The organism is Pseudomonas frederiksbergensis, assembly GCF_000802155.2.
In the GTDB taxonomy this organism is placed as follows: domain Bacteria; phylum Pseudomonadota; class Gammaproteobacteria; order Pseudomonadales; family Pseudomonadaceae; genus Aquipseudomonas; species Aquipseudomonas frederiksbergensis_A.
Map to the genome: position 1 here is coordinate 260900 of NZ_JQGJ02000008.1, position 11961 is coordinate 272860.

At 59.6% G+C, this 11961-nt stretch carries 14 protein-coding genes and 1 pseudogene; 6 read left to right on the forward strand and 9 right to left on the reverse strand.

Going from position 1 to position 11961, the window contains the following annotated elements; all coding sequences use genetic code 11:
- Positions 1-3 precede the first annotated feature (3 nt).
- The 6 genes from ispF to rpoS all read left to right on the forward strand — a co-directional run bounded on the left by ispF (position 4) and on the right by rpoS (position 5131).
- A complete protein-coding gene (ispF, locus tag JZ00_RS17335) occupies positions 4-477 on the forward strand; it encodes a 2-C-methyl-D-erythritol 2,4-cyclodiphosphate synthase (RefSeq protein WP_039591964.1) in 474 nt (157 codons plus the stop codon).
- Positions 474-1532 (forward strand): tRNA pseudouridine(13) synthase TruD, encoded by a 1059-nt coding sequence (gene truD, locus JZ00_RS17340; RefSeq protein WP_039591963.1) that lies wholly within the window; start codon positions 474-476, stop codon positions 1530-1532. Before ispF ends, truD begins: the two co-directional genes overlap by 4 nt.
- Positions 1520-2269 carry a 5'/3'-nucleotidase SurE gene (surE, locus tag JZ00_RS17345; RefSeq protein WP_039591962.1) on the forward strand — a complete coding sequence of 250 codons (750 nt, stop codon included), beginning with the start codon at positions 1520-1522 and terminating at the stop codon, positions 2267-2269. Before truD ends, surE begins: the two co-directional genes overlap by 13 nt.
- 41 nt (positions 2270-2310) lie before the next feature.
- Positions 2311-2946 carry a protein-L-isoaspartate(D-aspartate) O-methyltransferase gene (locus JZ00_RS17350; protein ID WP_161796107.1) on the forward strand — a complete coding sequence of 212 codons (636 nt, stop codon included), beginning with the start codon at positions 2311-2313 and terminating at the stop codon, positions 2944-2946.
- Between the two features lie 225 nt (positions 2947-3171).
- The gene (locus JZ00_RS17355) at positions 3172-4017 is read left to right on the forward strand and encodes a peptidoglycan DD-metalloendopeptidase family protein (RefSeq protein ID WP_039591960.1); all 846 of its coding nucleotides are present in this window, start codon (positions 3172-3174) and stop codon (positions 4015-4017) included.
- Between the two features lie 106 nt (positions 4018-4123).
- Positions 4124-5131 carry an RNA polymerase sigma factor RpoS gene (rpoS, locus tag JZ00_RS17360; RefSeq protein ID WP_003184855.1) on the forward strand — a complete coding sequence of 336 codons (1008 nt, stop codon included), beginning with the start codon at positions 4124-4126 and terminating at the stop codon, positions 5129-5131.
- A gap of 486 nt (positions 5132-5617) precedes the next feature.
- On the opposite strand, the gene fdxA is transcribed toward rpoS, so the two are convergent.
- The 9 genes and pseudogenes from fdxA to JZ00_RS31525 all read right to left on the reverse strand — a co-directional run.
- Entirely contained in the window at positions 5618-5941 is a 324-nt protein-coding gene (fdxA, locus tag JZ00_RS17365) for a ferredoxin FdxA (protein WP_003184854.1), read from the reverse strand.
- Positions 5942-6085: 144 nt separating this feature from the next.
- Complete coding sequence (gene mutS, locus JZ00_RS17370; RefSeq protein ID WP_152668446.1) at positions 6086-8626, reverse strand: DNA mismatch repair protein MutS; 2541 nt, start codon at positions 8624-8626, stop codon at positions 6086-6088.
- A gap of 77 nt (positions 8627-8703) precedes the next feature.
- Complete coding sequence (locus JZ00_RS17375; protein WP_039591958.1) at positions 8704-9681, reverse strand: tyrosine-type recombinase/integrase; 978 nt, start codon at positions 9679-9681, stop codon at positions 8704-8706.
- 12 nt (positions 9682-9693) lie between these two features.
- Positions 9694-9888, reverse strand: coding sequence for a DUF4224 domain-containing protein (locus JZ00_RS17380; RefSeq protein WP_039591957.1), 195 nt, complete (start codon positions 9886-9888; stop codon positions 9694-9696).
- 43 nt (positions 9889-9931) lie between these two features.
- Positions 9932-10324: a DUF7694 domain-containing protein gene (locus JZ00_RS17385; protein ID WP_039591956.1), complete on the reverse strand. Its 393-nt coding sequence runs from the start codon at positions 10322-10324 to the stop codon at positions 9932-9934.
- A 422-nt stretch (positions 10325-10746) separates the two neighbouring features.
- The gene (locus JZ00_RS17390; protein WP_039591955.1) at positions 10747-11181 is read right to left on the reverse strand and encodes a hypothetical protein; all 435 of its coding nucleotides are present in this window, start codon (positions 11179-11181) and stop codon (positions 10747-10749) included.
- On the reverse strand, positions 11178-11507 hold the full coding sequence (locus JZ00_RS17395; RefSeq protein WP_039591954.1) for a hypothetical protein: 330 nt from the start codon (positions 11505-11507) through the stop codon (positions 11178-11180). Before JZ00_RS17395 ends, JZ00_RS17390 begins: the two co-directional genes overlap by 4 nt.
- A gap of 4 nt (positions 11508-11511) precedes the next feature.
- Positions 11512-11709 carry a hypothetical protein gene (locus JZ00_RS17400; RefSeq protein WP_039591952.1) on the reverse strand — a complete coding sequence of 66 codons (198 nt, stop codon included), beginning with the start codon at positions 11707-11709 and terminating at the stop codon, positions 11512-11514.
- A 48-nt stretch (positions 11710-11757) separates the two neighbouring features.
- Positions 11758-11961 (reverse strand): annotated as a pseudogene (locus JZ00_RS31525) (hypothetical protein); the annotation flags it as partial.

An 11961-nucleotide genomic window follows, 5' to 3' on the forward strand; every position in this document is an offset into this window, starting at 1 on the left:
TTTATGCGTATTGGCCACGGCTACGATGTTCACCGTTTCGCTGAAGGCGACTTCATTACTCTGGGCGGCGTGCGGATCGCACACGGCTTCGGGCTGCTCGCGCATTCTGACGGTGATGTCCTGCTGCACGCCTTGAGCGATGCACTGCTCGGCGCGGCTGCCCTGGGTGACATCGGCAAGCACTTCCCCGACACAGACCCGCAATTCAAGGGCGCCGACAGCCGCGTGCTACTGCGCCATGTGGTTTCGCTGATCCACGCCAAGGGCTGGAAAGTCGGCAATGTCGATAACACCATTGTCGCCCAGGCCCCCAAGATGGCGCCGCACATCGAAGCGATGCGCCAAGTGATCGCCGAGGATCTTCAAGTTGAGCTGGACCAAGTGAACGTGAAAGCCACCACCACCGAGAAGCTGGGCTTCGTCGGTCGCGAAGAAGGCATTGCCGTCCATTCCGTTGCCTTGTTGCTGCGCCCATGACCGAACTGGAACTGTTGGGGCCGCGGGCCTATGGAGAGTCGTTGGGCAGCGCTGTACTCAAGGCCAGCGCTGAAGATTTCCAAGTCGATGAAGTGCTCGACATCCCGTTGACCGGCGACGGTGAGCACCTGTGGATCTGGGTGGAAAAACGTGGCTTGAACACCGAGGAGGCTGCACGGCGAATCGCCAAGGCCGCCAGCGTGCCGTTGCGTACCGTCAGCTACGCCGGGCTCAAGGATCGCCAGGCCCTGACCCGCCAGTGGTTCAGCGTCCAATTGCCGGGCAAGGCCGATCCGGACTTGTCGGCGGCAGAGAACGACACGCTGAAGATCCTCAAGACCGTCCGCCACAAGCGCAAGCTGCAGCGCGGCGCGCATTCGGCCAACGGCTTCACCTTGCGCCTGACCCAATTCAAGGGCGACGTGGCGGCGATCGAAGCACGCCTGCAACAGATTATCCGTCAGGGGATCCCCAATTATTTTGGTGCCCAGCGCTTCGGCCATGACGGTGGCAATGTCGTCGATGCCCGCACGTGGGCTGCCCGCAAAGCCTTGCCTGAGCAACGCAATGTGCGTTCGCGCCTGCTGTCCACGGCGCGCAGCTTCCTGTTCAACAAAGTGCTGGCGGCCAGGGTGGCCGACGGTACCTGGCAACGTGCCCAGGTGGGTGATCTGCTGGCCTTCACCGACAGCCGGAGTTTCTTCCCGGCCGGGGAGGCCGAATGCAGCGATCCGCGCCTGGCGATTCTAGATCTGCATCCGACCGGCCCCCAATGGGGCGAGGGACCTTCGCCCGCCGCCGGCGTGGTCTTCGAGTTGGAGCAGGCCGTCGCCCAAGGCGAAGCGGATCTGCGCGACTGGTTGATAAACGCGGGAATGAGTCACGAACGTCGCATCCTGCGACTGCCCATTGGCGGGTTGTCGTGGCATTATCCCGAGCCTGACATTCTGCAATTGGAATTCGTCCTGCCGGCCGGATGTTTCGCCACTGTCTTGGTGCGCGAACTCGTCGATCTGGTGCCAGCAGGGCAGACGGACAGCCCATGCGTATTCTGATCTCTAACGACGACGGGGTGACAGCACCCGGTCTTGCCGCGCTATATGTTGCGCTGGCGGATTTTGCCGAGTGCGTGGTGATTGCCCCGGACCAGGACAAGAGCGGCGCCAGCAGTTCGCTGACGATTGACCGTCCGCTGCACCCTTGCTACCTGGATAACGGTTTCATCAGCCTCAACGGTACACCCACCGATTGCGTGCACCTGGGCCTCAATGGCTTGCTGGAGCGCGAGCCGGACATGGTGGTCTCAGGTATAAACCTGGGCGCCAACCTGGGCGACGACGTGCTGTATTCGGGCACGGTCGCCGCAGCCTTGGAAGGTCGTTTCCTGAACAAGACGTCCTTTGCCTTTTCGTTTGTTTCACGGCAGGTCGACAACTTGCCAACCGCCGCCTACTTTGCCCGCAAGCTGGTAGAAGCCCATGGCGAACTGGACCTGCCACCGCGCACGGTGCTGAACGTGAACATCCCGAATCTGCCACTTGATCATATCCGTGGCATCCAGCTCACTCGCCTGGGCCATCGTGCCCGCGCCGCCAAGCCGATGCATGTCGTCGACCCGCGCGGCAAGGCCGGCTACTGGATCGCCGCTGCTGGCGACGCCGAAGATGGCGGGCCGGGTACGGATTTCCATGCCGTGATGCAGGGCTATGTCTCGATCACGCCGTTGCAGCTCGATCGCACCTTCAATGATGCCTTTCGACACCTTGAAGGCTGGCTGGAGGGGCTGCACTGATGGCTCGTGAACAAGACGATATGCTGCGCCGTGGAATCGGCATGACCTCCCAGCGTACCCGGGAACGGTTGATCCAGCGGCTCTACGAGGAAGGGCTGTCCAACGCCCAGGTACTGGAAGTGATACGTCGCACGCCAAGGCATCTATTCGTCGATGAGGCCCTGGCCCATCGTGCCTATGAAGATACTGCGTTGCCGATCGGCCATAACCAGACCATTTCCCAGCCATATATGGTGGCCCGCATGAGCGAGTTGCTGCTCGAGGCGGGGCCGCTGGACAAGGTGCTGGAGATCGGGACGGGGTCAGGCTATCAGACGGCGGTGTTGTCGCAGTTGGTCGAGCGGGTTTTTTCCGTGGAGCGGATCAAGGTGTTGCAGGATCGCGCCAAGGAACGCCTCGTGGAACTGAACCTGCGCAACGTGGTATTTCGCTGGGGCGACGGTTGGGAAGGTTGGCCGGCGCTGGCGCCTTACAACGGCATCATTGTCACGGCGGTTGCTACTGATGTACCGCAGGCTTTGCTGGATCAGCTCGCGCCTGGCGGGCGCTTGGTCATCCCGGTCGGCGCGGGCGAGGTCCAGCAACTGATGTTGATCGTGCGCGAAGAACACGGTTTTTCACGGCACGTCCTTGGAGCGGTTCGTTTTGTGCCGTTGCTCAATGGGCCGTTGGCCTGAGCATTTATGATCGGTGCTGAATTCCAAGACGCGGACCGTGTCTTACGGCAGCACCTGTCGGTCGGGCGCCGGTTTGCCAAATAACGTTGAACAGCGTCGAGCAAACGTGTGCGAGCGTCCTTTGCGCTTCCTTTATAGAAGCAGGATGTCGGTCACCCACAGGGCAACATATCTGCCTGGACAGGCAGTTTCGAATTTCTTCAGCCACCACAAAGGGAGCGGCGGGTGAGTCTCACAGTCATTGCGCAGCGTATGGGTATCACGAGCTTAAAGCGCCTGGTGACTGGCCTTCTCTTGAGTACCTTGCTGGTCGGTTGTTCCAGTACGCCTTCGGGTAACGTCCGGGTGGTCGATCGCAACAACGCGACACCGCAACGGCCTACCGTAACGACCGGCCAGTATGTAGTCCGTCGCGGCGATACGCTGTTTTCCATCGCTTTTCGCTACGGCTGGGACTACAAAGCCCTCGCGGCTCGGAACAATATTCCTGCGCCATATACGATCCATCCAGGTCAGACAATTCGCTTTGACGGTCGCAGCGGTTCAACGCCTACGGCGGTCGTCACGCAGTCGGGTTCGACGCCTTCGTCCTCGAGTAAAACCACGGTTATCCGTCGTCCGGTCGGTCCCACCACGGCGACTATACCGTCCGTCGCGAACAAGCCGGCGCCCGCTCCGATGCCTCCGGCAGGCCCCGCCCCGACTGGCTGGGGATGGCCTTCTAATGGCGTTCTCATTGGAAAATTCTCTTCAAACGGTAGTTTGAATAAAGGAATTGATATCGCCGGGGATTTGGGACAGCCTGTTTTTGCCGCGTCTGATGGCACGGTTGTGTACGCCGGGAGTGGTTTGAGGGGCTACGGCGAACTCGTGATCATCAAACACAGCGATACCTACGTCAGTGCCTACGGTCACAACCGCAGGCTGTTGGTTCGGGAGGGGCAGCAGGTCAAGGTCGGGCAGACAATTGCCGAAATGGGATCGACGGGTACAGACCGGGTGAAACTGCATTTTGAGATTCGCCGACAAGGTAAGCCTGTAGATCCGCTGCAATTCCTGCCACGTCGTTGATTTGCATGTCAGCCTGTTCCGTCACGTAGAGGGAACAGGCTCCAGCGTTGCCAAGGATAAAGGCGTCGCTCGAGCTTGAGGTCGAACTCACCAAAGGACTATAACAATGGCTCTCAGTAAAGAAGTGCCGGAGTTTGACATCGACGATGAGGTTCTCCTTATGGAGGCCGGCATCGCTATGGATTCGATGTCGAATGATGAAGGGGCGACTCCACCTTCCGTTCGTGCCAAATCCAAACACTCCGCTTCACTTAAACAACATAAGTACATCGACTACACACGGGCGCTGGACGCCACTCAGCTGTACCTCAACGAAATCGGTTTCTCGCCGCTGCTCTCCCCCGAGGAAGAAGTTCATTTTGCGCGCCTATCGCAAAGTGGCGACCCGGCTGGTCGAAAACGCATGATTGAAAGCAACCTGCGCCTGGTGGTGAAAATCGCCCGACGTTACGTCAATCGTGGGCTTTCGCTGCTGGACCTGATCGAAGAGGGCAACCTGGGCCTGATTCGCGCTGTCGAGAAATTCGACCCCGAGCGCGGTTTCCGTTTCTCGACCTATGCGACCTGGTGGATCCGCCAGACCATCGAACGGGCAATCATGAATCAGACCCGGACCATCCGGCTGCCGATTCATGTGGTCAAGGAGCTGAACGTCTACTTGCGGGCTGCCCGTGAGTTGACCCAGAAACTCGACCATGAGCCTTCGCCTGAAGAAATCGCCAACCTGCTGGAAAAACCGGTGGGCGAGGTCAAGCGCATGCTTGGGCTCAACGAGCGGGTTTCCTCGGTGGACGTTTCCCTGGGTCCGGACTCGGACAAGACGTTGCTCGATACCCTCACGGACGATCGACCTACCGACCCGTGCGAATTGCTGCAGGACGATGACCTGTCCCAAAGCATCGACCAATGGCTCTCGGAACTGACCGACAAGCAACGGGAAGTGGTGATTCGCCGCTTCGGCTTGCGCGGGCATGAAAGCAGCACGCTGGAAGATGTGGGCCTGGAGATTGGTTTGACCCGTGAACGGGTTAGGCAGATCCAGGTTGAAGGCCTCAAGCGTCTGCGGGAGATCCTGGAGAAGAACGGCTTGTCGAGTGAGTCGCTGTTTCAATAACGCTCAACAAGCGCAGCAGAGAAAGCCCCGACTGGTTCGGGGCTTTTGCTTTTCTGGATTGTGATCTTTCGGTGCTGCCCTTTTTGTAGTTTCAGTTTGTAAGCCTTTGCCTAGTGTTACGTAAGCTTTCGGGTTTCCTTTAATGGGACAGTTGACTCATAAAGACGTCGAAGAATGTTCAACACGTTGTTATTGAAGGAATTTACTCTTTATGAATAGACCGTTACAGAGCTCGGCACTCGCCTTGGCCCCATTGCGCTGGATTGAGAAAACACTAATATCAACCCTGTGTCGACGGACAGACACACCCGTCAAGGACGATGGGAACGGAAGGACATCGCAGGACGCGATTCATCAGGACGATGAAAAGGATTAAAGGGATTAGGGAAAAAATGTGGGCGGGTCAAACCGCCCCTTTTTTTGCCTGTGATTTGGTTCCAGGCAGCAAAAAGGCCCGCAAGGGGCCTTTTGGTGACGCAGGGAAGATCAGCGCTCGAGGTCTGCAATCTTGCCTGGCTTGCCATCCCACTCTTCAGCGTCCGGCAGCGCATCTTTCTTCTCGGTAATGTTCGGCCAGATGTCCGCCAGTTCAGCGTTCAGCTCGATGAAGTTCTCCATGCCGGCTGGCACTTCGTCTTCCGAGAAAATGGCATTCGCCGGGCATTCCGGTTCACACAGGGCGCAGTCGATGCACTCGTCCGGGTGAATGACCAGGAAATTCGGGCCTTCGTAAAAGCAGTCCACCGGACACACTTCTACGCAGTCGGTGTACTTGCACTTGATGCAGTTGTCGGTGACGACGAAGGTCATTTCTAATTCTCTCCTCAGGCGGCTGCGGCGAAGCCCCTTCACGGTGGGGGTCGCGGGGTTCGGGAGCGATAATCTGCAAACCCAGGCTAATAGGCAGCAGCATCCCAAACCGCGCGAGATTCTAACAGCTTGAAAGCCTGTGCGTTAGATCCGTGTCTTCAATGTATAGAGTAAATCCAGCGCCCGACGGGGCGTCAGGTCATCCAGATCGAGCTTGGCCAGTTCATCGAGCACCGGATGCGGCAGGCTGGCGAACAGGTCGCTTTGCTGCGGCGCAGCCGGTTTGCCTTTGGTCGGGCGCGGTGCTTCGTGGGGCAGGCTGGTGGTTTCCAGGCGGCTCAGGTGCTCGCGGGCGCGGCTGATGACATCGCTCGGAACCCCGGCCAGCTGGGCCACCGCCAGGCCATAGCTCTGGCTGGCAGGGCCGGGCAGCACGTGGTGGAGGAAGACGATGCGTTCGTTGTGCTCAGTGGCGTTGAGGTGGACGTTGGCCACCAGCGGCTGGCTTTCCGGCAGCACAGTCAATTCGAAGTAGTGCGTGGCGAACAGCGTGTAGGCCCGCAACTGGGCGAGACGTTCTGCCGCAGCCCAAGCCAGGGACAAGCCGTCGAAGGTGCTGGTGCCGCGGCCGACCTCGTCCATCAGCACCAGGCTGCGTTCGGTGGCGTTGTGCAGGATGTTCGCGGTTTCGCTCATTTCCACCATGAACGTCGAACGCCCGCCGGCCAGGTCGTCGCTGGAGCCGATCCGGGTGAAAATGCGGTCCACCAGGGACAATTCGCAGCTGGCCGCCGGGACAAAGCTGCCGATATGGGCCAGCAGCACGATCAACGCGGTCTGACGCATGTAGGTGGATTTACCGCCCATGTTCGGACCGGTGATCACCAGCATGCGGGTGTTGTCGTCCAGGCTCAGGTCGTTGGCCACGAACGGCGTGGTCAGGACTTGCTCGACCACCGGGTGGCGACCCTGGCTGATGCGCATGCACGGCTCGCTGACGAAGCGCGGGCAGTTGAGGTCCAGGTTCAGGGCGCGTTCGGCCAGGTTGCTCAGCACGTCCAGTTCCGCCAGGGCGGCGGCGGTATCCTGCAACGGCGGGAGCTGGCTGATCAAGTCTTCGAGCAGCGCTTCGTAGAGCATCTTCTCCCGGGCCAGGGCGCGGCTCTTGGCGGACAGCGCCTTGTCTTCGAACGCCTTGAGCTCCGGAGTGATGAAACGCTCGGCACCCTTGAGGGTCTGGCGGCGAATGTAATCGGCCGGGGCTTGCTCGGCCTGCTTGCTCGGCAGTTCGATGAAGTAGCCGTGGATGCGGTTGTAGCCGACCTTGAGGTTGGCCAGGCCGGTGCGGGCTTTTTCCCGGGCTTCGAGGTCGATCAGGAACTGGCCAGCGTTCTCGCTCAGCGATTGCAGTTCGTCGAGCTCGGCGTCGTAGCCGGTTTTCAACACGCCACCGTCACGGATCACTGCCGGCGGATTGTCGATGATCGCTTTTTCCAGCAGCGCGGCCAGGTCCGGGTAGGTGCTGGTGGTGCGCGCCAGTTGCTGCAGGTGCGGTGCTTCGAGGTCGGTCATTGCCACCTGCAATTCAGGCAACGCGCCGAGGGCATCGCGCAGGCGCGCCAGGTCACGGGGACGGGCGTTGCGCAGGCCGATACGTGCGAGGATCCGCTCGATGTCGCCGATTTCCTTGAGTTGCGGTTGCAATTGTTCGAAGCGATAACGATCCAGCAGGCAGGTAATGGATGATTGGCGCGCTGTCAGTACCGTCAGGTCCCGAAGCGGGCGGTTCAACCAGCGGGTCAGCAGGCGGCTGCCCATGGCGGTCTGGCAGCGATCGACCACCGATTGCAAGGTGTTGTCGCGACCGCCGGCCAGGTTGGTGTCCAGCTCCAGGTTGCGCCGGCTCGCGCCGTCCAGCACCACCGTGTCATCCAGGCGTTCGTGACGCAGGCTGCGCAAATGGGGCAGGGCGGTGCGCTGGGTTTCCTTGGCGTAGGCCAGCAGGCAACCGGCCGCGCCGATGGCCAGAGTCAGGTTCTCGCAACCAAAGCCCTTTAGGTCTTGTGTCGCGAACTGCTGGCAGAGACTTTTCAGCGCCGAGTCGCGCTCGAAATCCCACGGTGCCCGACGACGTACGCCACGGCGTTTCTCCGCAGGCAGGTCCTTGGGCCAGTCATCGGGAATCAACAGCTCTACCGGATTGACCCGCTCCAGCTCCGCCAGCAGGTTTTCCCAGCCCTTGATTTCCAAAACCGAGAAATTACCGCTGGTGATGTCCAGCACGGCCAGGCCAAACAGGCGTTCGTCGCCCAGGACCGCGGCGATCAGGTTGTCCCTGCGTTCATCCAGCAAGGCTTCGTCACTGACGGTACCCGGTGTGATGATGCGCACCACTTGGCGTTCTACCGGGCCTTTGCTGGTGGCCGGGTCGCCGACTTGCTCGCAGATCACCACGGACTCGCCCAGCTTGACCAGCTTCGCCAGATAACCTTCCGCCGCGTGGTAAGGAATCCCACACATCGGAATCGCCATGCCCGCCGATTGCCCACGCGCCGTCAGGGTGATGTCCAGCAGTTTGGCGGCTTTCTTCGCGTCCTCGTAGAAGATTTCGTAGAAGTCGCCCATGCGGTAGAACATCAGCTGATCGGGGTGCTGGTTCTTCAAGCGCCAGTATTGCTGCATCATTGGGGTGTGGCTGGAAACGTCGGTATTCAAAGGCTTTGACTCTGCTTGTCTATTTGACACGGGGCAATTGTCTAATACTACAGGGATTTTTTCGGCATTGTTGGTGGCTCGGCGATGTCGATTTCACGCAGTCGCAGGTAGCGCGCCGTCATCTTCGGGTCAGTGTGGCCACCAAGCTTTTGGGCGTTGTTGCCTTGCTTGTCGGTGTCGGTGAGCGATTTCGCCCTGAGGTCGTGCAGCGTTGCGCCGACAACCCCAGCCGCCTTGCAGTTGCGCTTGAAAGCGTCTTTCACTGAGCTGTAATGGACTGGCTTTCCTCCTCGAGGAGAACAGAAAAGCGTCATCCCTCGTATTGTTCGGGGCAGCGCCTTGATGCGCGACACCAATGCTTCAAGGTCCGGGCTCATCCGAACGATGAGCCGCGCGCCGGTCTTCTGCTGTTTGAACGCAATACCCTCCTCACTGATATCTGAAAGGTGGATGGACAGCACGTCGCTGATCCGTTGGCCGGTCAGGTAGCACATCTCATAGATGACCCGCATGTTCGGGCTCGCCTTCTCGCAGATCTTCGCGAACTCAGCATCGGTGATGTACCGATCGCGCCTTTTCTCTACGTGCCGCCGGATGCCTGTGCATGGATTCGAGTCCACCATCTGGTTTTCCAAGGCGTATGCAAAGACCATCCTCAAAAACGAGATAACCCGGTTCGACATGTTCGGCGTGTTAGCCATGTGCATTTTTAGTGCGGCGACGTGCCGCGGCAGAACATCGCGCGGCTCGAAGTCGGCCAACGCTTCCTTAAGCCTGACGGCTGCAGCTTCGTATTGCTTGACTGTGTTGGGCGACAGTTTTGGGGCCATGTACGCCAGCGCGTCGTCGATCAGCCGTCCCATTCCGCCCTGATTACCCTTGTCGATGGCCTTGGCGTACGCGACAAGCGAGTCCTGAAAGTCCGTGCCCAGCCGAACCCACTTGCCTTTGCGCACCAGGTAATAAGCCCCGTGCTTCTGGTACATGCACGCCGGCAGGTGCCGGTCTTTCTTGCGAGGGCGCATTGTCTGTCTTCCTTAAGCCAACCGGAGTTCCGGGCCTTTTTTCGATTGAATACCACCCAGGCGGCCGATGACAACCTGGCGCAGCACCTTCGGCTTGCCATATCCATCGATGGCGAACCCGTACTTTTCGGCCTGCAGCCATTTGATTTGGGCTCCGGGCTTCGTGTAGCCGGTGAGATCGGCCACTTCTTCAGCGGTCAAAAACATGTGTGTGCTCCATGCCGCGCGTGGCGGCAGAAGATGGTGAGAGTTATCGGCCTGCTGACCACTTGAAGGGCAGCGGCTCAGGCGGGAAGAACAAGTGCCGCATGTTCGCGACGTTCACGATGTCCTGGTCTGCGGGGAAAATTTCAACCGCATCTACATCACCGCGGCCGCACTCGCGCTTGAGCCGCATCAATTCGTCCCAGGTGACCTTATCCGCCCAGCTGTCGCCGTTGTGAATCGACCGGCAAATACTCATCCGCTGGTAGCCGGCCGGCTCCGCGTAGATCTGAACGAGGAAATTACGGGATCGCCAGACCTCGATCAGGTCAGGCGGCTTGAAGCCGGGCCACTGTTCCGGGGGCACCCGCTGGAGGTATGGCGGCAACTTGGCGTTTTGCTTTTCCAGCAGGCGCCGCTGGTTCCTATCGGTATTCATGGCGATAGAATTCCTCGCCCGCCGTTCACCGGCAGGCTGTAGGTGGATTGGGGTTAAGGGTTCTTGCGTTTTGGCGGGGAGGGAGGAAAGCCGAAATACATGCGGCGTTTTCCGGTGTAGCCGCACTCCTGGCAACCGCCGGCTTTGTGCGAGGCGTACCCATAGCTGCAGGTTGAGCAGTCACAGCTGCATCCTGAGCACTCAACGGTGCACTGGGCTTCTTGCTCGACTTCGCCTGCTCGGGTGATCAGGAAGCTGGAGCGGCGATCCAGGCGAAAGCCCGTGATCTTTTCGGCTTCCTCATACGTGGCGGGCTCCCTGCGGAACCCCCATTTCGCTGCAGGGTCATCGACGATGCGTGTGACCTTCCTCATGGCCTGGGCCCCCTGTAGATGAGCCAGGCCATGTAGAGCAGGGGAGGATCATGGCGGTGGCTCCTTCATCGCTGCCGCTGCAATCGATTCGATCTGATCGCAGTAGCCATAGATGTCCTGGACGATGTTCTGCCCGTTCACGCAGTCGCGGATGGTTGGGCGAATGTTGCCTTCGACTTGGGTGGTGATGGCTTGGAGCGCCTGGATAAGCTCTTCCTTCTCGGCGATCAGGGCCCGGATGGCGGCAGGGTTGGCGGCTCGGTAGTAGGCCTCGGCAGCCCCAAACTCATGACCGATGCCATAGAACTGGACGCCAATTGCTACGCCGTCATAGTTGCAATAGTCCGCCTCGAGTTCGACTTCGCCACTCCCTCCGCAATGCGGGCATTCGATATAGCCGTTTCCTGATTTCTCTTCGGCGGTATCGAATTTTTGCGGGGTAGCCGCCTCGGCCAGCCGCTTCAGTTCGGTGTAATCGGTCATGGCGTTACCTCCAGCGGCATAAAGCTCAGATCAATGAAGCATTCGCCGAACTGGATTCCGATCGTCTGCACAAGTCGGCCGTGATGCGCCTTGGTCAGATCTCCGATGCGGCGGATCCCGAAAGTGGATTCAATGGCGCTGATGACCAGTTCCGGAACTGACGCGCTGTCGGTCCATGGAACAGCAATCAGGTCCATATCGCGGGCCAGCGAGCCATGAACGGCCAACGCGTAACCGTTTGCACGGGCGATCTCCGCCAAGCCTGGATAGAGGCACATGTAGGTCGGCGCATTGTTGGCTTTTGGTTTCTTGCTCAGATCACTCATGGCATCACTCCGACCAGCAGCTGAGTTCCTCGGCCATTTCCTCGGCCGGCTCGCCGATCTCGCTGAGACGGCCTTCGTACTCATAGTTGTCGTAGATGATTGCGCCGGTTTTCCAGCAGAACACCAGGTCCGTCGGCTTCCACCAACCCATGACGCTGCGCATGTACAGAGCGGCGCGGAGGATCCAGTACATTTTTTTCATGCGAGTTCGTCCTTGCCGCTATAGCGGCTGACTTTGAAGGGGGAGGGGTTACTGCTGAATTGGGTTGAGACGCGCGCTGCCGGTTTTGGTCCAGCGACGGATGTACAGCTCGCAGCCACTCGTTAGGCAAACGCCGTTGGTCATGCCATGGTGGGTCTTTGGCGTCCCGCAGCCGCAATGACATTTAGGCTTGCGGCCTGGGCGGCTGGGTCGCAGCTCCATATACCGGATCTGTTCAGGCATGCCGCCGAC

Coding starts and splice junctions, on each gene's coding strand:
- JZ00_RS17395 (WP_039591954.1), bottom strand. CDS start 11,507: ATGAGTGATCTGAGCAAGAAACCAAAAGCCAACAATGCGCCGACCTAC.
- JZ00_RS17400 (WP_039591952.1), bottom strand. CDS start 11,709: ATGAAAAAAATGTACTGGATCCTCCGCGCCGCTCTGTACATGCGCAGC.
- surE (WP_039591962.1), top strand. CDS start 1,520: ATGCGTATTCTGATCTCTAACGACGACGGGGTGACAGCACCCGGTCTT.
- JZ00_RS17390 (WP_039591955.1), bottom strand. CDS start 11,181: ATGACCGATTACACCGAACTGAAGCGGCTGGCCGAGGCGGCTACCCCG.
- truD (WP_039591963.1), top strand. CDS start 474: ATGACCGAACTGGAACTGTTGGGGCCGCGGGCCTATGGAGAGTCGTTG.
- JZ00_RS17385 (WP_039591956.1), bottom strand. CDS start 10,324: ATGAATACCGATAGGAACCAGCGGCGCCTGCTGGAAAAGCAAAACGCC.
- ispF (WP_039591964.1), top strand. CDS start 4: ATGCGTATTGGCCACGGCTACGATGTTCACCGTTTCGCTGAAGGCGAC.
- fdxA (WP_003184854.1), bottom strand. CDS start 5,941: ATGACCTTCGTCGTCACCGACAACTGCATCAAGTGCAAGTACACCGAC.
- rpoS (WP_003184855.1), top strand. CDS start 4,124: ATGGCTCTCAGTAAAGAAGTGCCGGAGTTTGACATCGACGATGAGGTT.
- JZ00_RS17350 (WP_161796107.1), top strand. CDS start 2,311: ATGACCTCCCAGCGTACCCGGGAACGGTTGATCCAGCGGCTCTACGAG.
- JZ00_RS17380 (WP_039591957.1), bottom strand. CDS start 9,888: ATGTTTTTGACCGCTGAAGAAGTGGCCGATCTCACCGGCTACACGAAG.
- JZ00_RS17375 (WP_039591958.1), bottom strand. CDS start 9,681: ATGCGCCCTCGCAAGAAAGACCGGCACCTGCCGGCGTGCATGTACCAG.
- mutS (WP_152668446.1), bottom strand. CDS start 8,626: ATGATGCAGCAATACTGGCGCTTGAAGAACCAGCACCCCGATCAGCTG.